At 42.7% G+C, this 20,888-nt stretch carries 14 protein-coding genes; 4 read left to right on the top strand and 10 right to left on the bottom strand.

Features of this window, described 5'->3' with window-relative positions:
• Positions 1–18: 18 nt before the first annotated feature.
• A complete protein-coding gene (locus tag BM176_RS27940) occupies positions 19–2,790 on the bottom strand; it encodes a S8 family peptidase (RefSeq protein ID WP_090107698.1) in 2,772 nt (923 codons plus the stop codon).
• A 392-nt stretch (positions 2,791–3,182) separates the two neighbouring features.
• Between BM176_RS27940 and BM176_RS27945 the strand changes: the two genes are divergently transcribed.
• Together BM176_RS27945 and BM176_RS27950 are read left to right on the top strand one after the other, a co-directional pair.
• Complete coding sequence (locus tag BM176_RS27945; protein WP_090107699.1) at positions 3,183–4,019, top strand: M57 family metalloprotease; 837 nt, start codon at positions 3,183–3,185, stop codon at positions 4,017–4,019.
• Positions 4,020–4,226: 207 nt separating this feature from the next.
• Positions 4,227–5,066: a M57 family metalloprotease gene (locus BM176_RS27950; RefSeq protein ID WP_090107700.1), complete on the top strand. Its 840-nt coding sequence runs from the start codon at positions 4,227–4,229 to the stop codon at positions 5,064–5,066.
• A gap of 93 nt (positions 5,067–5,159) precedes the next feature.
• On the opposite strand, the gene BM176_RS27955 is transcribed toward BM176_RS27950, so the two are convergent.
• Positions 5,160–6,056, bottom strand: a complete 897-nt coding sequence (locus BM176_RS27955) for a class I SAM-dependent methyltransferase (RefSeq protein WP_090107701.1) — start codon at positions 6,054–6,056, stop codon at positions 5,160–5,162.
• Between the two features lie 42 nt (positions 6,057–6,098).
• Positions 6,099–7,646 carry an acyl-CoA mutase large subunit family protein gene (locus BM176_RS27960; RefSeq protein WP_090107702.1) on the bottom strand — a complete coding sequence of 516 codons (1,548 nt, stop codon included), beginning with the start codon at positions 7,644–7,646 and terminating at the stop codon, positions 6,099–6,101.
• A gap of 110 nt (positions 7,647–7,756) precedes the next feature.
• On the opposite strand from BM176_RS27960, the gene BM176_RS27965 reads away from it, so the two are divergent.
• On the top strand, positions 7,757–8,683 hold the full coding sequence (locus BM176_RS27965) for a M23 family metallopeptidase (protein ID WP_090107703.1): 927 nt from the start codon (positions 7,757–7,759) through the stop codon (positions 8,681–8,683).
• Between the two features lie 132 nt (positions 8,684–8,815).
• Here BM176_RS27965 and BM176_RS27970 read toward each other — a convergent pair whose 3' ends face one another.
• The 6 genes from BM176_RS27970 to BM176_RS27995 all read right to left on the bottom strand — a co-directional run bounded on the left by BM176_RS27970 (position 8,816) and on the right by BM176_RS27995 (position 16,158).
• On the bottom strand, positions 8,816–9,337 hold the full coding sequence (locus tag BM176_RS27970) for a DUF7935 family protein (protein WP_090107704.1): 522 nt from the start codon (positions 9,335–9,337) through the stop codon (positions 8,816–8,818).
• Between the two features lie 176 nt (positions 9,338–9,513).
• The gene (locus tag BM176_RS27975) at positions 9,514–10,716 is read right to left on the bottom strand and encodes a pyridoxal phosphate-dependent aminotransferase (RefSeq protein WP_090107705.1); all 1,203 of its coding nucleotides are present in this window, start codon (positions 10,714–10,716) and stop codon (positions 9,514–9,516) included.
• Positions 10,717–10,911: 195 nt separating this feature from the next.
• Positions 10,912–12,129, bottom strand: coding sequence for a M57 family metalloprotease (locus tag BM176_RS27980; RefSeq protein WP_090107706.1), 1,218 nt, complete (start codon positions 12,127–12,129; stop codon positions 10,912–10,914).
• 107 nt (positions 12,130–12,236) lie between these two features.
• Positions 12,237–13,934, bottom strand: a complete 1,698-nt coding sequence (locus BM176_RS27985; protein WP_090107707.1) for a S8 family serine peptidase — start codon at positions 13,932–13,934, stop codon at positions 12,237–12,239.
• A 254-nt stretch (positions 13,935–14,188) separates the two neighbouring features.
• Positions 14,189–14,896: a DUF4397 domain-containing protein gene (locus BM176_RS27990; protein ID WP_090107708.1), complete on the bottom strand. Its 708-nt coding sequence runs from the start codon at positions 14,894–14,896 to the stop codon at positions 14,189–14,191.
• Positions 14,897–14,940: 44 nt separating this feature from the next.
• A complete protein-coding gene (locus BM176_RS27995) occupies positions 14,941–16,158 on the bottom strand; it encodes a serine hydrolase (protein WP_090107709.1) in 1,218 nt (405 codons plus the stop codon).
• Positions 16,159–16,375: 217 nt separating this feature from the next.
• Here BM176_RS27995 and secDF point away from each other — a divergent pair, with 217 nt between their 5' ends.
• Positions 16,376–19,546, top strand: a complete 3,171-nt coding sequence (gene secDF, locus BM176_RS28000) for a protein translocase subunit SecDF (RefSeq protein WP_090107710.1) — start codon at positions 16,376–16,378, stop codon at positions 19,544–19,546.
• A 247-nt stretch (positions 19,547–19,793) separates the two neighbouring features.
• Here the strand turns inward: secDF and BM176_RS28005 are convergent, their stop codons facing one another.
• On the bottom strand, positions 19,794–20,849 hold the full coding sequence (locus BM176_RS28005; protein WP_255373600.1) for a glycoside hydrolase family 5 protein: 1,056 nt from the start codon (positions 20,847–20,849) through the stop codon (positions 19,794–19,796).
• Between the last annotated feature and the right edge of the window lie 39 nt (positions 20,850–20,888).

The raw sequence follows: 20,888 nt of genomic DNA on the forward strand, positions 1-20,888 counted from the left end.
CTTTTTTTATATACAGGGTTATTCTTTCACTATCTTCTTAACCAACACCTTTTTGCCATTACTAAATAACACACAGTTATATACTCCGGCAGGCAGATCCTGGACAGTTATGCTCTCCACCTGACTATATAATGCCCTTTTCAGCAACAGGCGCCCGCTCATATCATACATGTGCAATTCCAGATTAGCAGTTTCTTTGCTTAAGATCTGCAGGGTATTATGTACCGGGTTAGGAAAGAAGAGGTAAGCACTATTATTCAGGAGATATACCGCTGCAGGATCTGAATAAATCACCTTCCCGTTATCCGCAAGTAATCTGGCCCGGTAATATACCAGTCCCTGGGGAGGAGTCTCATCAAGATGGGTGAATTCTGTTCCGGTCACGGCTTCATCCGACAGGGTGATATAACCATTACTGGATGAACGTTCCCAGTAGAGATGTTTCAATTGATAACTGGTGCCAAGTGAAAGCGATAATAATACTCCGTTATTGGCGGTTACATCTGCCAGCAGGCTTTTAAAATAACAGCCGGTTCCCTGTAATTTATAGTTGGTACCATAACTTTTCAGGCCGGCCCAGCCGTCTTTATGTATAGGGTTTACGGCAAAGTAAGGAGAGCCGCCTGTAGTCAGTAGCTGGAAGGTATCGGTTGCCAGTTTATAAGGTGTAAGATATTGTTCTCCCAGCTGGAATACTTCATAAGCAGTGGCATTATCCTGGGATGGCCAGTAAATAAAGGCGCTGTCACCGCAATCATACCCTGTTTGAAGGGGTAGCCTGGGAGAGAGATAAAAGGTATCGCTGATGAAGGAAGTATCTGTGGTTGTGAATTTAAGCAATGCTGCACTGAAGGTATTGGGAACAAACCAGTAATAAAGCCCCTGTTCAGCAGATAATTGCTTGCTCAGTGATTGCCAGGTGCTACCACTGTCAATGCTGTATGAAAGGTCTCCTTTGCCCGTTATATTGCTTTGCCAGCGTATGGGCAAAGGGAGTGTCTCTCCCGATAGAAGTACTTCTTTATGTCCCGGACTCAGCCACATAAAAGATTTTTGTGGTGTCCAGTCGTATACCACGTAAAAAGATTGTCCCGCAGCAGGGCTGTTCACCTGGATCTGTAATGTTCCCGCAGCAGGATTGTCTATGGTTACCTGCTCCACATTATTAAGACTGTCACGCCCCCTACGTGCGGCGGCTGAAAGAGAATCCACTGAAGGGCCTGCACTTAAAATCCAGGGTGCATAGGTATGCCCCTGAGAATCGGTAACAACCAGGTCCAGATCATTCACAAGTGCTTTATCTGTATTAAGTACGGCCGGCGGATCATTCCAGCAGAGAGTAACCCGCAGGTGCTGCATGCCCGGAGGGACTGTCACAGTAAAATGTTGTGAGCCTTTCCCAGTAAGAAATTGTCCGGCCTTTAATGTGTTCAGGGCCGCCAATGCATGAAGACTGCCATAGCCGCCTTTATGGCTCAGAGGTACATGATTCACTTTAACTGCACTGTTGATCATTAACGCTTTCACCAGCGCCGCAGAAGGAGCTTTGCCGTATTGCTGCCGGTAAGCATCCAGCAGAAGGGCCGCAACACCGCTAGTAATAGCCGCCGCACCGGAAGTACCGTCTATACCAAATGCAACGATCTCAGGTTTCACACGGCCATCGTAAGCAGGCCCGCCAGAGCTCAGTGAAATAGCATGCAGGGAATCATCTGTACCACCAATTACAAGTACATTCTTTGCCTGTTTAAAAGTGCCTGACAGATTTGCATAACCGGCTAACCCCTGGTAAGTGCCGGTAGCAGGAGCTTCTGTGCCTATATTACCGGAGGAGAAAACATGCAGAATGGTATCTGTTGTATACACCTGCTCATCATATGCTACTGCTTCCAATCCATAATAATTTTCTATGCCTGTACCATAGGAATGATTCTGAAGCGTAATATCATATTGCTGAAAATAAGCAGCATCTTCTGGTAGGAGAGTTGTATTAAAATCTGCAGAAACGAATTTGACCTGTGGTGCGGCCCCCAGACTTTTTGCACCAGTGTTGCCAGCACCGCCAATTGTAGTAGCCATGATGGTTGCATGAGAAGTAACCTGTGTTGCAGCAGCAGCAGATGGCAGGTACCTGCCGGTAAAATCAATATCTGTTGTATCGAAAAGATCTTCTTTCAGAGATACGGTAATGTGATAGCCTTTTATCAGCGGATATTGTTGTTGTGCCGTATTCACCGCATTAGCAGAAGGATCGGCCGTATTGATAAGGATTTCTCCTTTTGGTTTACGGATACGGTCTGCAAAAAGTATAACCGGTTGCGTTATGAATGATTGCCAGTCTTTTTGTTGTATTGTTACACGCAATACAGTACCGGATTGTTTTCTGATACTGCAGTAATTTATGGGAGAAGTGACAGTCCCGATACCTGCCTGAAATGTGATACTATCTGTAGGTGCTGTTGCTGTAAGTTGTTGTAATAATTGCAGACTCGCTTTCCAGTTGCTGTTTGCCGGATAACTGTAAATAACTTTCTGTTGCAGTGAGGAGTCGAAATTTATTCCACGTAAAATATAATGTAGTGGGCTGATAGTTTTTACTACGCCGTATTGTTGCACATTACTTCCGGGATTCACGTTGAATTTTACCAGATAATAACGCAGATTATTGCTGGATCTTACTGCAGTATCAGTAACTGCATAACGTAGTGAAACGCTGTCTGATGGCTTCAGTTGCCTTGCAGATATATTTTGCCATAATAAAATGGATAACAAAATAAGGGTTGTTTTCATAAAGGTTCTCGGTTGACATAAATTAGCTCTCACCGGCTGAATAAATCTACAATTTTTTTTTTGCTATCGGGGAAAGTTGTAATATTGAATAGAGCAACTGAAATCTAAACGTAGAGTATTTGACCTGGTGAGCAATCTTATAGCTGGCATAGCCAACCAGCATCAATCAAAAAAAATAAACCTTTTGAAATCCTTGTAATGACGCGGTATTGTCGCTACTATCGTATGTCATATAGAGCACAAATGAAATCATGAGCAATTAATTGTCAGCGTTAGCTGTATTTACTGATGAGCTATGTAATATATGTCGGTATAACCGGTATGTAGCTGCATTTATCTTCAGCTAATCAGCTAATAATATCCTCATTTCTTGAAACCCAAACCTAAAATGTATGCTTAAACAAACATTCACTATTTTGTTTTGCGTAGTTGCAGGCATTTCTGCAATTACTTTTGTTGCCTGTCAAAAAGAAAAAGTAGCTAAGACAGAAGACCAACCAACTGCTATCCCACAAGCAGTTTTAAATCAGATCAGCAGCCTTGGATTCGGCACATCTGATGTACATAAATCAGGTAATGATTACCTGGTGGAAGGTGATATCCGTCTGACTCCGGAAGACCTTTCCAAGGGCTTTAGCGGTCCGTTTCTGCGTGTGGCAAATACTGAACAATACAGAACTACAAGACTTGTAACCGGCCTGCCACGTGTTATTACCGTAAGAGTAGCCAGCAGCCTTGGAGCAGCTTTTGTATCCGGTACTGATCTTGCTATTTCACGTTATAATGCACTGGGAACAAGCCTTACCTTCCAGCGTATTACCAGTGGTACTGCATCTATCACGCTCTCTGGTTTTAACGAAGGTCCAAGTGGTGGTTTTATCACTTTAGGTTCTTCCGGTTTCCCAACAAGTACTGGTAATCCTTACAATTCAATTCTGATGAACACAAATGCTGCAGCTTATGGTACCAACCCTAATGTAAATTATGTTGGTTCTGTAATACAGCATGAAATTGGTCATTGCATTGGTTTCCGTCACACCGATTACTACAATCGCGCATATAGCTGTGGCGGTTCTGCTGTAAATGAAGGCGCTTCATCAGTAGGTGCTATCCTGATTCCAGGTACACCATCTACTGCTAACGCTAATTCCTTTATGTTGGCATGTTCTAACGGCGGTAACCGTACGTTTAATTCCAACGACATCATTGCGATGAACTATTTGTATTAGTAGATAAGATCCCTTATTGGCTGATGCATGAGCAAAAAAGCCGATAGTCTGCGGACTATCGGCTATCTGTTTTATTATATCTGAAATTAATTGACTCTACATTCATACACCGCAGAGCAGCACCTGTTTACATTCTTCAGCCTTTTTTGATAAGCGTTTAATTCATATCCTCAACTCTTCATTTTTCAGACCCCTAAATCTAAATATATGCTTAAACAAACATTCACTATTTTGTTTTGCCTGATTACAGGTTTCTCTATTGTTACTTTTGTATCCTGTCAAAAAGAAAAAGTAGCTAAGACAGAAGGTCAACCTTCTGCAATTTCACAAACAGTTTTAAACCAGATAGCCAGTCTGGGATTCGGTACATCTAATGTTCATAAATCTGGCGAAGATTATATAGTTGAAGGAGATATCCGTTTGACTCCGGAAGATTTTTCCAGGGGCTTTAACGGTCCGATTCTGCGTGTGGCAAATACTGAGCAGTACAGAACAACAAGACTGATAACCGGCCTGCCACGTACTATTACTGTACGAGTAGCCAGCAGCCTTGGTGTGGCTTTTGTATCTGGTACTGATCTTGCTATTTCACGTTATAATGCGCTGGGGATAAGGCTTACATTTCAGCGTATAACCAGTGGTACAGCAGATATCACTATCTCTGGTTTTAACCAGGGACCAGCTGTTGATGGGTCCATTATTTTAGCCACTTCTGGTTTTCCTACCAGCTCCGGTAATCCTTACGGCACTATCCTTATGAATACAAATCCTGCTGCTTTGGGCACTTTCCCGAATGCTAATCATGCTGCTTGTGTAATTCAGCATGAAATTGGCCATTGTATTGGTCTCCGTCACACAGATTATCTCAACCGTGCATATAGCTGTGGAGGTAGTGTAATCAATGAAGGTGCTGCGGGTGTAGGTGGTATTTTGATACCCGGTACACCCACCACTGGAGACCCAAACTCTTTCATGCTGGCATGTTATAATAGTATTAACTGTGCATTTAGTGCCAACGATATTGTTGCGATGAATTATTTGTATTAGTAAGTATAACACTGGTTCTCCACCAGGTAACCAAATGAAAAGAGGTTGTACCATACTTGATACAACCTCTTTTGTTTATTAAAAATTATTGAATTAATCTGCTTTACATTCATATACCACAGAGCTGCATCTGTCTACATCTTTCAATCCTTTCCTGTAAGATGCCAGACCATGAAGAAAGCCTGGAATAAGGCGACTGCGGCCAGTTTTGTACTTTTCGCTCAACAGGCTTACATAGAAACCATCAAACACCATCGGGTGTTTTTTTACAATACGGATCTTGTGTTGTTTCAGTAATTGCTCCATCGAATTAGGAGAAAAGTGATAGAGGTGACGGGGTACATCATAAGCAGCCCAGAAGGCGCCATAATGTTCCGCATCTGGTGATGTATAGTTAGGCACTGCTATAAGCAATGTTCCTTCCGGCTTTAATAAAATACGGATTTGCTGCAGATATTCATTCAATCCATGCACATGCTCAAGTACATGCCACATGGTAATGGCATCATATTGTTGCGTTGGTAATTTGAATAGCTCCGAAGAGGGGAGCGGTTCTATATTGTATAATGTTTTAGCATTCTGACGCGCATTATCATCCGGTTCTAATCCTGTAATCTCCCAGCCGGCCTGTTTCATATAATGAAGGAAGGCACCTGTTCCACACCCGATATCCAGTAAACTTCCCTGTTTAAGACCAGTGCCGGCCTTTACCCAGTTTTGTTTGGAACGTAAAGTGATCTTTCTTACGCTGTGGTATAAACGGTTAATAAGTCCCTTGCGTGTTTCGGAATGCGAAATGTATTCGGCCGACTGATAATAACGTCCTATTTCCTGGCTGCCGGGTACGTTTTGTGTAAATCGTCCACTGCAATGTCCGCAATGAAAGATGTCAAAGGATTCCAGTGATACAGTATAATCCTTTGCAGTCAGTACCTTGTGTATATTGTTCGACCCGCATATCGGGCAAGTGTTATGATAGATAAAAGACATGGCCTAAAAATAATACGAATTTTAATACCAGCAACATCTCTATTATCTGTGTTCCCCCCATACTTTTCTCAAAGTATCTGCAATCTCGCCCAGAGTGCAATAATTTTCAACAGCTTCAACAACTATAGGCATCAGATTTTCAGTCGTATGTGCGGCATTTTCCAGTCGCTGTAACAGCGACATTACCAACTCATTATTCCGGCGGCTCTTTAATAATTGTAGTTTTTCTGTCTGAATCTGGCGGATACTATCATCTATCCGGAATAGTTCAGGGGCTACTTCCTCCTCTACGGTAAACTTGTTAACGCCCACAATGACCTTTTTCCCGTTTTCCACATCCCGCTGGTACTGGTAGGCACTACGGGCAATTTCATCCTGAACAAAGCCCTGTTCAATGGCGCTTACCGCCCCACCCATCGCATCTATCCGGTTAATCAGTTCCCATGCTTTACTTTCTACCTCATTGGTAAGGGCTTCCACATAATAGGAGCCTGCAAGGGGATCTACCGTATCTGCTATGCCGCTTTCGTAGCCTACAATCTGCTGCGTACGTAGTGCTATACGGGCTGCCGCTTCCGTGGGCAGGGAAAGGGCTTCGTCATATCCATTGGTATGGAGGGACTGTGTACCTCCCAGGGTAGCTGCCAGCGTTTGTAAGGCTACCCGCACAATATTGTTATGTGGTTGCTGGGCTGTTAAAGTACTTCCGCCGGTTTGTGTATGGAAACGCATCATCTGTGCCTTGGGATCAGTAGCCCCCAGTGAGGTGGTAATATGAGCCCACATGCGGCGGGCAGCCCTGAACTTGGCTACTTCTTCAAACAAATGGTTGTGTGCATTGAAGAAGAAAGAAAGGCGGCGTGCAAATACATTAATATCCAGCCCTTTTGCCTGTGCGGCTTCCAGGTAGGCCTTCCCGTTAGCAAGTGTAAAGGCTAGTTCCTGTACTGCATTGGCCCCGGCTTCGCGTATATGGTAGCCAGATATGGAAATGGTATTCCATTTAGGTACCTCATGGCTGCAATAATCAAAGATATCGGTGATGAGCCGCATAGATGGCTTGGGAGGATAGATAAAGGTGCCACGTGCTGCATATTCTTTCAGAATATCGTTCTGGATAGTACCGGATATTTTTTTCAGGTCTGCCCCCTGCCTTTTTGCCAGCGCGATATATAGGGCCAGCAGAATAAAACCCGTCGCATTGATGGTCATCGAGGTGGTGATCTTTTCCAGGTCAATACCCTGAAATAAACGTTCCATATCTTCCAGAGAATCGATGGCAACTCCTACCTTACCTACTTCACCTTCAGACATGGGATGATCGGAATCATAACCGATCTGTGTGGGCAGGTCAAATGCTACACTTAGTCCACTTACGCCCTGACTCAGCAGGTAATGATACCGCTGATTGGATGCCTCTGCTGTACTGAAACCGGCATACTGCCGCATTGTCCACAATTTATCACGGTACATGGAAGCATGTACGCCACGGGTAAAAGGAAACTCCCCTGGCTGCTCATTCATGGGAACAGGCTGGGTATATACAGCTTCTATTGTGATACCGGCATCTGTTTTGATAATATTTTCCATAGTTTGACGCTTCGTGGAATGATGAAGTAGCAGCAATGTTACATAATTATTACGTTATTGCTGTGTCGGGAAAATAATTGATAATTTGCAGAAGACCTTTTAGAGAAGCCATGTTCATTTACGGATTGTTATTACTCACTTTCGCCCTGGCCTTGTTCAGCCTTTTCCTGTTATTCACTGCTGGCAAGATCGTCTTGCGGCACAGTTGGAGCCGCCTGTTGCTGGCACTTTCATTAGGGGTATTCATTTATTTATACGGTACCTGGATATACCTTACTATTCATGCCAAATATGGTTTTGGTATTTGTCTGCTGATCTGTTTACTGACTTTGTTCTTCCGAAAAAAGACTGAGGCAAAAGTTCCCCGGATCTGGAAAATGGGTACCAACCTGTTTTTTTCCTCCCTGCTGATTTTATTAAGTGTGCTGTATTTTACCGGCACCACCGGTAAACCCAAAACCATAGAATTATCCTTCCCACTCAAAACGGGCCGTTATTTTGTTTTACAGGGAGGCAAGGGCTTACCTACAAACCTGTTTCATTATAGCCTGCGTGGGGCAATTTATGCTATGGATATCGTAAAATTAAGACCTAATGGTAGCAGGGCAAATGCCATTTTCAGCCGCCGCCTGGAAGATTATGAGATCTTTGGCGATACACTGTACAGCCCCTGTAACGGTCGTGTGGTAAAGGCATACGGTGGTGACCGGGATAACATTCCGCCAGATATGAGCCGTGGACCGCAGAACACAAACCAGGTACTGATTGAAACTGATTCCAGCTTTGTATTCCTGGCTCATCTGAAAAAGGGAAGCATAATTGTGAAACAGGGAGATATGGTTACTTATGGGCAGCCTCTTGGTTGTGTAGGTAATTCCGGATTCAGTACAGAACCTCACCTGCATATCCAGGCACATGTTAAAACCCGGGGTATACCCTGGTATCAGTCACCACCACTTTATATTCACTTTAATCACAAGGGATATTTGTTATATGAGGTGATAAGGCCAAAAAGGGTTGTGATGATTGAGCATTAGTATCTGAAGATGTTAAGTCCTCAGAGGGGCTTTCAATTAAGTCGCTGGTAGCTACAAAAGATTAGTTTGTTATAAAATACAAAGGGAAGATTCCTCACGGAACCTTCCCTTTGTATTTTAACAAATTTATGATTAGAATAGCTGTTTTGCCTCAGCATTCAATATTTGAGAAGTTAATTCTGATGGAGAGTTGTCGGCTTGCAGGAATATTTCCAGGATCTGTTTGTTTAAATCCATAGCCGTAGCTTCCTGCGGAAGCTGGCTGGCAACCTGGTTAATAATTGTGATAGTCTGTTCTTTCAGTGTTTTAACTGCTTCCCAGGCCACAGGAGATACATAAATTTGCTGAGCTACATTATGATCATATTCGGCTTTGATAGTTTGTATAAGTCCTATCTGCATGTCTGTCGCCGTCAGTCCCTGTTGGAATACACGACCTATAAGATTTTGCAGATTAATACGCTCTACCAGTAATACCAGGCGTTCATAGGCTTGCAGTTGTAAAGGAAGTACAGATTTGTCGGTACTCTTTGCTGCTACCTGAGGAGTGGGTTCATTTTTAGGCTTGATGAACATATCTTTTACAGTCATATACAATACTGCAATAACGCCTATAGCCAATACGAGGTAAAGCAATGTTTGATTAGAGATCATGTAGTTCAATTATTTACAGCTGCAAATATATATAAATCAATTAATATGGTGCAGTTCAGTTTCTTATCTGTATAACGAATGGAGAGCTCATCAGTTACTACAACTTTCTATAACGATGAAAGGCTCCGCCAGGAGCCTTTCATCGTTATAGAAAGTTGATTTTATTAAACAGGAAACTAAGCCAGTTGTCCTAAGCCTGCCGCTAATCTTTTAATTCCTTCCTGTAATTTCTCTCTGGAAGCAGCATATGACATTCTGATACAATCTGGTTGTTCAAATGCAGAACCTGTAACCAGGGATACATTCGCTTTATGTAAAAGATACATGCAAAGGTCGTCTGCATTATTAACAACAGTTCCTTCAAAGGATTTACCGAAAAATGCACTTACATCCGGGAACATATAAAAGGCACCATCCGGTTCAATCAGTTTTAATCCGGGGATCTTGCTCAGCAGATCATACACCAGCGTACGTCTTTCTCTGAATTCAGCTACCATTGTATGTGCTGTACTCAGGTCGCCGGTGAGGGCTGTAACAGCAGCCTTCTGTGTGATAGAGGACGTTGCTGAAGTGAACTGGCTTTGCATATTTTCAGCTGCTTTAGCAACAGCTTTGGGAGCGGCAAGGTAACCAAGTCGCCAGCCGGTCATGGCAAAGCCTTTACTAAGGCCATTGATAATGATGGTACGTTCCTGCATCCCTTCAAACTGGGCGATGCTTTCATGTTTACCAACGTAGTTAATATATTCATAGATCTCATCTGCCATGATATAGATGCCTGGATACCGGGCAAATACATCTGCCAGTGCTTTCAGTTCATCCTTGCTGTATACAGATCCGGTAGGATTGCAGGGAGAGGAGAACATGAACAGTTTTGTTTTAGGCGTGATAGCAGCTTCCAGCTGGGCAGGTGTTATCTTATATTTATTTTCTATGCTGCAGGGAATGAATTTTACCTCACCCTGGCACAGTTTTACTAATTCGGAATAAGTAACCCAGTAGGGGGTGGGAATAATTACCTCATCGCCCGGATTAATCACACTCAATACGGTATTGGCAATACTTTGTTTGGCGCCGGTAGATACGACGATCTGTTCGGGCGTATATTCCAGGCCATTATCACGTTGCAGCTTTTTTACTATTGCCTGTCGCAGGTCGGCAATACCGGCTACTGGTGTATAATGAGTAAAGCCTTCATCGATGGCTTTTTTAGCGGCCTCCCGGATATGGGCAGGTGTATCAAAGTCAGGTTCTCCTATACTTAGATCAACAATGTCTATCCCCTGGGCCTTAAGTTCACGACTTAATTTGGCCATTTTAATTGTTTGTGGCTCAGATATCCTTGACAGCCTTTCTGCTAATTCCAATTGCTTCGTCATAATAAAAGTTTTATTGGGTTAACTGGTAACAAACGTACAATAATTTTGGAAGTGAAATAAAAACAATTGTGGGGACTTTGCTTAGGAGATAGGGAAAATTAATGATGAACGAGATTACGATTCAAGCTTTGGGGTCCTAAGGGAAAGGAGCCGGCCAAAATGGCCGGTTCCTTTAGAGTGAGTCAGTAGAAACTATTAATATACATAACCGGCAACCCCTTCAAGGGTATAACCACTTGCACCGGCACCAAATTCGCTGTAGTTAACAGTATAGAAGTGATCTGCTCTGGCAAGATTGAAATAGCGGTACAGAGGCCGGGTTCCTGCTACCTGCGTGGTGAAGAGATAACCGGAAACGCCTTCAAGGCTGTAACCGCCTGAACCAGCACCTATTTCAGCATAATTGGCAGTATAAAAATGATCTCCGTTAGCAGAGTTATAGTAACGGTAAAATGGTGAACTGCCTGATACTTGTGAAGTATACATATACCCTTCTCCTTTTTCGAAATTGTAAGAGGACCCGGAAGCATTCAGTTCTGTGCTGTTCAATGTGTAGAAATGATCCTGGGTATTACCATTGTAATAACGCAACAGACGTTTTGTATTTACTGCGTTTGGATAAACAATACCATAGGATATGATATCATAATAAGTATATCCAGCCCAGTCTAGTACTACCGCATTCATAAGAGAATTGGGATCTGACGCATTAGGTGTTTCCGGAATCAGTACACCATTTGCCTGATTCGTATGCATAAATCCTAAGCAGTGTCCTAATTCATGTGTAATGGCAAATTGTTTCCGACTGGCGCTTAATGTACTGTAGTACAGATTAATGTTTACAGTAGGACCGCAGTTACCTGTTACATCCGGGAATGATGCAAATGCAATGGTAGTGGTAGAGGCATCTGTATAAGAACTAAAAACAATTCTTGCCTCAAAAGGACTGGTTACACGTGATAGTTTAACTAAACAATCCGTACCGTTCCAGTTACTGATTGCCTGATCAATAGCGGTTTGCCAGGCGGTAGGTACTGTTCCATCAGCATAAATTGTAACACTACCTGCCACAGTGGTGTTCATGATGAAGTCGTAGCGGCGTTGTGTGGTACGGCCTCCTGCATCTTCGCTGCTGGTCGCGGCAGCTTTGGCATAATGTTCACTGGCAGATTTCAGTGACATAATTACATCACCATCAATGGTAAATTCTTTCTTCGCGTCATCGAAGGTAATCTTGTCAGTTTTAGCGCCTGTAACTTCGCTCAAAAAAGATCTCAATGTTGCTACATCTTCCGTTTGTTTGGGAGGAGTTTCAGATACCTGATTTTCTTTTCGACAGGAAATAACAAAGAAACTAAACAAAAACAATGCAAACAAAGGCCGGGCAATGGCCATACGTGTCCTGGTTAACATAAATAGGGGGTTTAAAGGGTTCAAAAATGTAGCGTAAATATAATTTAAAAATCGAGTTTTAGTTTATCTTTTAAAGAATTTAAAATGGACAAAAATGATTAGGAATATTACAGCTTTAATAATTTGATCGTTACTTTATCATTGCCTTTTTTAGCTCGTAAATAATAAATTCCTGATGATAATTTTGAAAGATCTTCCGGCCATTCATAATATATATAACCTTTGCCTATTGTAAAAGATGTATGTTTTACAAGTTGTCCGGCACTGTTATAAAGTAACAGGTTTATTGCCTTGCCATCGATATTATGGAGATATACTTTTATCTTATCAGTAAAGGGATTAGGGAAAGATTTTATCCAGCTATTGACTAATGATTCTCTTATTTTAATACTATCCTGCCATTGTTTATTTAATAATAAATCAAAAGCGGTATGAAAATTTGGAACACCATATCCGCTTTTATTGTCGGGAGTAGTATATCGACTACTGCTTGCTTTTATTGCTTTAAGAATTTCTAAATTGGAACAGTCCGGGAAAGCCTGCCATAAACAGGCTGTAAGTCCTGTTATTACGGGACATGCATATGAAGTTCCCAATCCGCTCTTGATATTACCAGATGTATCAATAAACTGTGTTCCTATACCAAGAGAAACAACATCCGGTTTTATTCGATTATCTGATGTTGGCCCCTTGCCACTGAAAGCCGCAACTGCTCCATGGATATCTATTGCTCCAACAGTTAATATATTATCCGCATCTGCAGGAGAAAGAATATATTTCCAGTCAGTGTTCCCTTCATTACCAGCTGCATTTACAATGATCATCCCTTTGGAAACGGCTATCTCAGTTGCCCGTGCAACCTGTGTTGTATGCCCGTCAAGCTGTGAATAGGTATAATTATTATAAGGACTGTCAAATGTATTATATCCAAGAGCAGAGGAAATAATATCTGCCCCCATGCTATCTGCATACTCCACAGCAGCTATCCAGTTATTCTCTTCAATAGGTTGTTCAGAAGTTTCATCTTCTGTTCGCATCAGCAGATATTCCGCGTCGGGAGCCGTGCCTATCATTTCTCCGGGTAACATTGATGCTAAAATGGATAAGCATTCAGTACCATGATTATCACTTTTATATACGTTTGCAGAGGTATTTACAAAGTCATATGTACCCACTATCCTGTTGTTTTCGCGTAAATACAAGAATGCCCTGTTTTTATCTACAGTAGAGAATCCTGCATCCAGTAAGGCGATTAATATATTCTCTCCTTTGTACCGGCTATTATGTAAAAATTCACCTTCATGTAAATGGATTTGTGCAGCAGCTTTGCCATACATGGAAATGTCTGCATCTTTTGCCATAACAGATACCGGCAAACTATCCGGCATAAATTTCTTCCTGGTATTTTTCAATGGACTGTGGCGTACTCCTGCTGTATCTGTACTATTGACAAATGAGTAATGTCGAATTTTTTCAAGTGCAGGTACATCATTTGTTTGTATTGCAACATAATTAAACCATCGGGAAGTATAGAGGATCTTAATATTTCCCGACTTTGCTATACTATCTATATACGCAGGCGTTACAGGGAGATCTGCTGAATCGATGCTGATGTGCTGGCGGTTTCGTCTTTCTATAGCACGCTGAGATAAAAATGCTGGCGGTTCAGACAGTGAAAAAGGATTTTTTTGTTTGTCTTTAAATGAAATAATATAACGGGGTACCTGGGCTTTCAGGACATCCGGATAAATAGAAATAAGTAATGTGATAACTATAATAAAATGAGGGCGTAAATTAAAGGACATAGAATGGGTATATTGATTATTAAAATAGGGTGTTGAACAGACTGATAAACTGGAATAACTTATTATCGGATATAAACAGCGGACCCGGATTAACTGGTAACAAACGTACAATAAATTTGGGATTGAAATGGAAACATTTAAAGAAAGCTAAACTGGAAAAACTTCATCGGGAAGTATGAATAAAAGATAAGAGGCTGCCTCAAATGTGAAGCAGCCTCTTATCTTTTATGTTGTTATCCCGGAGGATGTGTAGTTTAATAATAACTCTGAATATAACTTACTTTAGGCTTAAGCGGACCAACACTGTCCTTCATACCTGTCAGGTAAATAGTATATATATAACCGCTTTGCAGATTTGCAGTAGTATTTTCAGCAAGTACTGTAGTGGTGCCAGCCACTTTTACCCGCAGGATGCTGGCAGAGCTGATGTTAGCTAATGGTTTAAATGCTGTGCTGATACTGGTGTTACCTACATAGCTAAGATTACTGTCTACCTTTGTATCTCCAAGATACAGATCTACCTGAGCAGAGTTCTGACTTAAATTGAAAAACCGGAAATTCAGTTTGGAAGTGGATGCACCACTAAAATCATCCCGGATAGGTTGTAACTGAGCATTGGCAGAATCTCCGTAAGATACCAGTGTATAGTACTTCAGTGAATCGTACGAGGCAGTGGATGTTGCTACTTGTGTTGTAGTGCCGGTTTTGGCGAAATAAAACTGATGAATACCACCATATGCCTGGTAATTAATACCTCCAAAACCCATTGCCATGTTAGTCTGGACCTTGGTACTATTGTCATAAAAATCCATTGCTGTGCTGCTTCCAATACCATTAATAACTGCAAATGCAGCAACGGGTCTTGTAGGTGTTGTATCAACGGATTTCAGACACGCGGTAAAGCTGGTTCCCATTACCACCAGGGCACTTAATGCCCATAAACGATTTGTTTTTGTTGCCATTACGCTCTCTTTAATTAAAATTTTGATATTTTGATTGTGTACGATTATTTGCTACTTCTACCATATTCCATCATAAACCGGGAAAGATCCGGCAGATATTGTTTTTTACGTTGTAGTTCGTATTGATAGATTATAGCACCCAATGCTTTCATAAAAGGTTCGCCGGTTGTTTCAAACTGATAATGTTCATCGCTAAGAATACCATCGTCATTTACATATACAGTGGCTGATAACATAAATTCCACTTTGTGGCTGAAATCAGCAATATATGCCACATCGGTTAAAAATCCATAAGCCCAACCCGGTTTGTTGAATATACGGACATCTTTGGGCTCACTATGTTGCTTTTCTCCTCCGAACAATAGGAATTTCACGTAGTTATGGTGATATTCTATTGTGTCATAGGAAGGCCAGACTGATTCTTCCGGTTGTGCTGACATACAATGATATAAATACCGATAGTCGCTCTCATTTAAACGGAACCGTTGTTGTTTTGTTACAGATTCCGGAAAAATTATACTGCGTAACATGCTGTGAAGGTCAGAAAGGGGCACCCTGTTTTTCATGGATGCGTCCATCGGACTGTTTACAAGTTCATGTTGATCATTATAATAGGACTTACCCATCCGGTCGTGCCGGGGGGAGAAAACTATACTGCTATAGCGGGCCGGTTGCTGATATAGTACCTGCCCGTTGCGGCGGAAGGTGATGGCATTGGTATGCCTGTTCTCTTCTGCATCCACACCACTAATCCCCACACGGTGGCGGATCTGTGTATTGGGATACCCCTTTGCCCACAGGCTTTCATTGAAGGATTGCTGTCCTATAAACTCATACAACCGGTTAAAGGCGTCGTTATCACTCACAAGTAGAATCTTTTTAATATATTGGGCTACAGACGGCAATCCGTTTTCCGCAGAACTGTCTGCCAGTACTGCGGAGGTAATTCCGGAGAGGCTGTCCGTAAACATGGGCGTGTGCATATCCAGTTCCGGGATGTTCAGGTCATTGAGTTTTTCCAGTGCCAGGGCAATTGCCGGCAGCTTTACGGTAGATGCCGGGTAAAAATATTGACTGGTATCCAGCCGGAAAAAATAATCCTGGAAATGAGGGCGGTTTTGGGCATCCCGGTCTATCCTGGTGTAAATGACCTGTAGTCTGTATTTTCCGGGATCATTATATATGGGGCCCAATGCCTCTGAATGGGCCTTTAAAAGGGTATCCAGAAAAGAGTTTGCAGAAGGATAATTGGAGGTTTGCATAAATTTATTAGTATTGCAGGCTGCAAGGCATAGAATCAACCAAAAAAAATGGCAAAAACGCATAACTAAAGGATTAATTATAAAAGGAAAAGTAAGATTAAGTATTGATTATCAGTAATTTCTACCTTTTTTCTTTTCTGTGTTAGTACGGCTTTAATATATCAATTTTAATTCTATCTTTGCAACTCTTAAAAATTTTTTATAAACCCGAAACAATATGCAACTTAAAGGACTGGTTAGATTTTTTGCCGGTGCATTGATCCTTATCTCTGTGTATTATTTGTCTTTCACGTTTTTGGTCCGCAACTACGAGAAGAAGATAGATGCGCAAGCCTTGAGCGACATCAGTAAAGCATATCCCAGTGCCGAACAGAAGTATCCCGGCAATAAGGAACTGCAAGCTTTTTACCAGGATTCGCTGACTGAAATGATTAAACTCAGAAGGCAGAGACTGTTAGATAGCACCAGCAATAAAGAAATGGCGGGTTTTCCATGGTATGTTAATTATACCAAGGCTAAAGAAAGAGAACTGAATCTGGGGCTTGACCTCCAGGGTGGTATGAACGTAGTACTGGATGTTAGTGTAGAAGATGTGATCCGTTCTCTGAGCGGGCAGTCTAAAGATCCTGCTTTTAACAAAGCACTGGACCTGGCTACCCAACGTAAAAAGAGCAGCCAGTCTGATTTTGTAACATTGTTCGGACAAGCATACGAAGAAGTAGCAGCAAACGGTCGTTTGGCTACCATCTTCGCAAATGCTTACCAGAAGGATATTAATTTCAACAGCAGCAATCAGCAGGTATTGGATGTTATCCGCCGTGAGGCAGGTGCCGCAATCAAAAATACCTACCTGGTACTGCAGAAACGTATAGATAAGTTCGGGGTAGCTTCTCCAAACATCAGTCTGGACGAAAACAAAGGTATCATCTCTGTAGAGCTGGCCGGTGTTGATAATCCTGAGCGTGTTAGAAGATACCTGCAGGCAACTGCCAATCTCGAATTCCGTGAAGTATACAAAAACGGCCAGGAGTTTGTAACCAATGTGTTACAACCAATGAACGAAGCTGTAAAGAATTCACTGAGTGGTAAAAAAGCAGTAGACTCTGTTAAAACTACAGATAGCACTACTGTAGCTGCCAAAGCTGCAGAGGACACTTCTAAAGAAGGTAGCCTTGCTTCTTACCTGTCTAAAGACAGCGGTAAGGGTAAAGGCGTAGATTCTGCAAAAACAAAAGCAGACATGGAACGCGAAGCAATCGCCGCAAATCCACTGTTCGCTATCTTCCATCCTTCCATCACACAGGATGGCCGTATCGTTCCAAGTCCTGTTGTAGGTTCTATCTACCCTACAGATACAGCTACTTTCAAACGCTACCTGCTACTGCCAGCCGTTAGAAACATATTACCTAAGGATATCGTATTTGCTTACGGTCCTGAAAATAAAGAAGACCGTCATGGTCCTCTGGAAGTATACGCACTGAAAATCAACCCGGCTAATCCAACTCCCCGCGTAGGCGGTGAGAGCGTGGTAGATGCAAGACAGGACTTCGACCAGAATGGTAATCCTGAAATCAGCATGACCATGGACGCTGTAGGTGCAAGGGAATGGAAAAAGCTGACAGGTGAACTGGCGCCTTCCAATCCTGACGATCGTGCAACTTTTAGCTACGTAGCAGTTGTGCTGGATAGCATTGTATATTCCGCACCATCTATATTAAATGAAATAGCCGGTGGCCGTTCCTCTATCACAGGTTCCTTTACCCTGGAAGAAGCGAAAGACCTTGCCAACATCCTGAAATCCGGTAAAATGCCGGCTCCTGCCAAAATCGTTCAGGAAATGGTTGTTGGACCAACCCTCGGTGCTGAATCTATCGCCGCTGGTGCTAAATCATTCATGATCTCTTTCGTTGTCATCTTTGTACTGATGCTGGTGTACTACAACAGCGCAGGCTGGGTGGCTAACATCGCACTCATACTGAACCTGCTGTTCACCTTTGGTATCCTTGCATCTCTGGGTGCAACACTGACTATGCCAGGTATCGCTGGTCTGGTTCTGACCATCGGTATGGCAGTAGATACGAACGTAATCATATTTGAACGTATAAAGGATGAACTGGCCCGCGGTAAAACTTACCAGCAGGCAGTGGAAGACGGTTATAAGAAATCTTATGCGCCCATCCTGGATGGTCACGTTACCTCACTGTTGACGGCTTGTATCCTGTTCTACTTTGGTCTTGGTCCTGTACTGGGCTTCGCTACCACTCAGATCATTGGTTTGCTGCTGTCCCTGTTCTGCGGTATCATGGTTTCCCGTATCGTTACCGACTTCTGGACAAACAAGAAAAGACACTTCCAATACTTCACACCGATCTCACAAAAGATCTTCAAACATGCTTCTTTCGACTTCGTAGGAAAAAGAAAGTATGCATACGTGATCTCTACCGTGATGATCCTGTTAGGTGCATCTTCCTTCTTCCATGGTTTCCGTCACGGTGTTGACTTCGATGGTGGTCGTAACTACACTGTCCGCTTCGATCAACCAGTGAAAACCGAAGAAGTACGTGCAGACCTGGAAAAGGCATTCGGTAGCGAGCCGTTTGTAAAAACAATCGGTAACACCAACCAGCTGAACATCACTACCAACTATAAGATTGATGAACAGAGCCTGGCTGTGGATAAAGAAGTAACTGAGAAACTGTATCAGGGCCTGAAGAAATTCTACGATCCTTCAGTTACTTATGAAATATTCTCTTCCAATCGTTATATCGTTGCATCTCAGACAGTATCACCTACCATCTCTGATGACTTACGTGCCGGTGCGGTAAAAGCAACCATCTTATCTCTGGTGGTAATCTTCCTGTACATCCTGTTACGTTTCAGCAAATGGCAATATTCTATAGGTACCATCTTCTCTCTGTTGCATGACGTGATGGTTACATTGGCGGTATTCTCTTACTGCCGTGATTTCGTACCGTTCTCACTGGAAATTGACCAGCACTTTATTGCGGCCATACTTACGGTGATAGGGTTCTCGATGAATGATACCGTGATCGTATTTGACCGTATCCGTGAATACTTCCGTAATGGAACATTCAAAGGTGAAAGCAGGGACTTCGTGATCAACAAAGCCATTAACGCTACCTTAAGCCGTACCGTAATGACTTCACTGACCGTATTCCTGACCATCCTGATCCTGTTCATCTTCGGTGGTGAAGTAACCCGCGGGTTTGCCTTCGCAATGTTGATAGGTGTGGTAACCGGTACCTACTCTTCCATCTTCGTGGCAGCACCGGTACTGGTAGACTTTGACAAGAAGAATCAGCTTTCAAATGAAAGTGATGCTATCGCTGCCAAAGTTGTATCAGAACCAGCACCAGCTAAAAAGTAAGGATTAATTAAATGTTTGATAGAAAAAGCCCCGGGTAATTCCCGGGGCTTTTTTGTGCGTGGTATTTTGCCAGAGTATATTGCTATTAAGTTCAGAGAGAGTTACTGGTTCTGGCGTACGTAGAACAGACGTTGGACAGACGTTGGACACTTATATGCGATCTAAGGGCGTCCAACGTGTGTCCAACGTCTGTTCAAGGTGTGTTCTACGTATAGACTCACTACGATCTCTCTCCGAACTCTCAGTATTAATCCTTTGTCAATATCTTAATCAGCTTCTTATCCGGATCACCGTTATCATCCACAATTCCAAAAGCCCCTTTATAATCCCATATCGCCCATGCAATATTATTCTTCTCTAACACTTTTCTCATATCCTTATACCACCGCAAACGATCACGCCTGGAAACTGTATTAATACATCCCCATTCCCCACAATATAAAGTCAGCTTCTGTTTCTTGGCAAACTTCAGCGGAACATCCATCTGTTCCTGGATCACATCTTCATTATATTCCTGTGTACTACCTGCCAAAAGATTCCTGATTGTTGCAGGTTGCTCATTCAGCTCATTAGGTGTAATGGTAGGACCAGGATAATGTACAGGACCGCTGTAATCCTTATGCCGGGTACCACTGGCCTGATAATGAGTGAAATAGAAAGGGTTGGAGTAGTGGAAGCTGAGGATCGTTCGCTTCTCCCCGGCAGGTATTTTCAACTGCGGGAAAGTACTATAGGATTCAAACTGGTTGCTTCCGGCTATAATCACACGGTTAGGTTCCAGTTGTCTGATCAGTTGTATTCCTTTTGCCAGCAGGTCGTTCCATTGTTGAGCACTGTCGGCTACGGGTTCATTTAAGAGCTCATAGGCTACCTGGCTCACGGGGTATTTCTTCAACTCGGCACTCAGTTCCCGCCAGATCTGAAGGAAGCGTTCCTGGGCAGCGTCCTGGTCCCATAGGGCCTGGTCTTTTGCATTAAAATCGTGGCTGCGGAGGATGTGGAGATCTACGATTGCCCGTAAATGATATTGTTTGCACCATTCCAGAGTTTTGTGCAGCAGGGTGAAGGCATCTTTATATTTCTCGTCTTTATAGTCCCATAACTCGGATTCATCCACAGGAATTCTGATATGATCAAAACCACTCTCAGCGATGAAGGCCATATCTTTTTCAGTAAAATATTCTGATTGGGAGATGCCACGGCGGCCGCCTGTTTGGGATAGCCAATGGCTCAGGTTCACACCACGCTGGATATTGAATCCTTCCGGCTTTTGCTGTTGCGCCTTTCCGGTAATGAAAGCCATAGCAAAAAATATGACAAAAATGGATCTCAATAGCATAAT

The organism is Chitinophaga sp. CF118, assembly GCF_900112615.1.
GTDB lineage: Bacteria > Bacteroidota > Bacteroidia > Chitinophagales > Chitinophagaceae > Chitinophaga.

Bases quoted from the DNA above. Each gene is read 5' to 3' on its own strand.
- BM176_RS27940 (WP_090107698.1), bottom strand. From the start codon at position 2,790: ATGAAAACAACCCTTATTTTGTTATCCATTTTATTATGGCAAAATATA.
- BM176_RS27945 (WP_090107699.1), top strand. From the start codon at position 3,183: ATGCTTAAACAAACATTCACTATTTTGTTTTGCGTAGTTGCAGGCATT.
- BM176_RS27950 (WP_090107700.1), top strand. From the start codon at position 4,227: ATGCTTAAACAAACATTCACTATTTTGTTTTGCCTGATTACAGGTTTC.
- BM176_RS27955 (WP_090107701.1), bottom strand. From the start codon at position 6,056: ATGTCTTTTATCTATCATAACACTTGCCCGATATGCGGGTCGAACAAT.
- BM176_RS27960 (WP_090107702.1), bottom strand. From the start codon at position 7,646: ATGGAAAATATTATCAAAACAGATGCCGGTATCACAATAGAAGCTGTA.
- BM176_RS27965 (WP_090107703.1), top strand. From the start codon at position 7,757: ATGTTCATTTACGGATTGTTATTACTCACTTTCGCCCTGGCCTTGTTC.
- BM176_RS27970 (WP_090107704.1), bottom strand. From the start codon at position 9,337: ATGATCTCTAATCAAACATTGCTTTACCTCGTATTGGCTATAGGCGTT.
- BM176_RS27975 (WP_090107705.1), bottom strand. From the start codon at position 10,716: ATGACGAAGCAATTGGAATTAGCAGAAAGGCTGTCAAGGATATCTGAG.
- BM176_RS27980 (WP_090107706.1), bottom strand. From the start codon at position 12,129: ATGTTAACCAGGACACGTATGGCCATTGCCCGGCCTTTGTTTGCATTG.
- BM176_RS27985 (WP_090107707.1), bottom strand. From the start codon at position 13,934: ATGTCCTTTAATTTACGCCCTCATTTTATTATAGTTATCACATTACTT.
- BM176_RS27990 (WP_090107708.1), bottom strand. From the start codon at position 14,896: ATGGCAACAAAAACAAATCGTTTATGGGCATTAAGTGCCCTGGTGGTA.
- BM176_RS27995 (WP_090107709.1), bottom strand. From the start codon at position 16,158: ATGCAAACCTCCAATTATCCTTCTGCAAACTCTTTTCTGGATACCCTT.
- secDF (WP_090107710.1), top strand. From the start codon at position 16,376: ATGCAACTTAAAGGACTGGTTAGATTTTTTGCCGGTGCATTGATCCTT.
- BM176_RS28005 (WP_255373600.1), bottom strand. From the start codon at position 20,849: ATGGCTTTCATTACCGGAAAGGCGCAACAGCAAAAGCCGGAAGGATTC.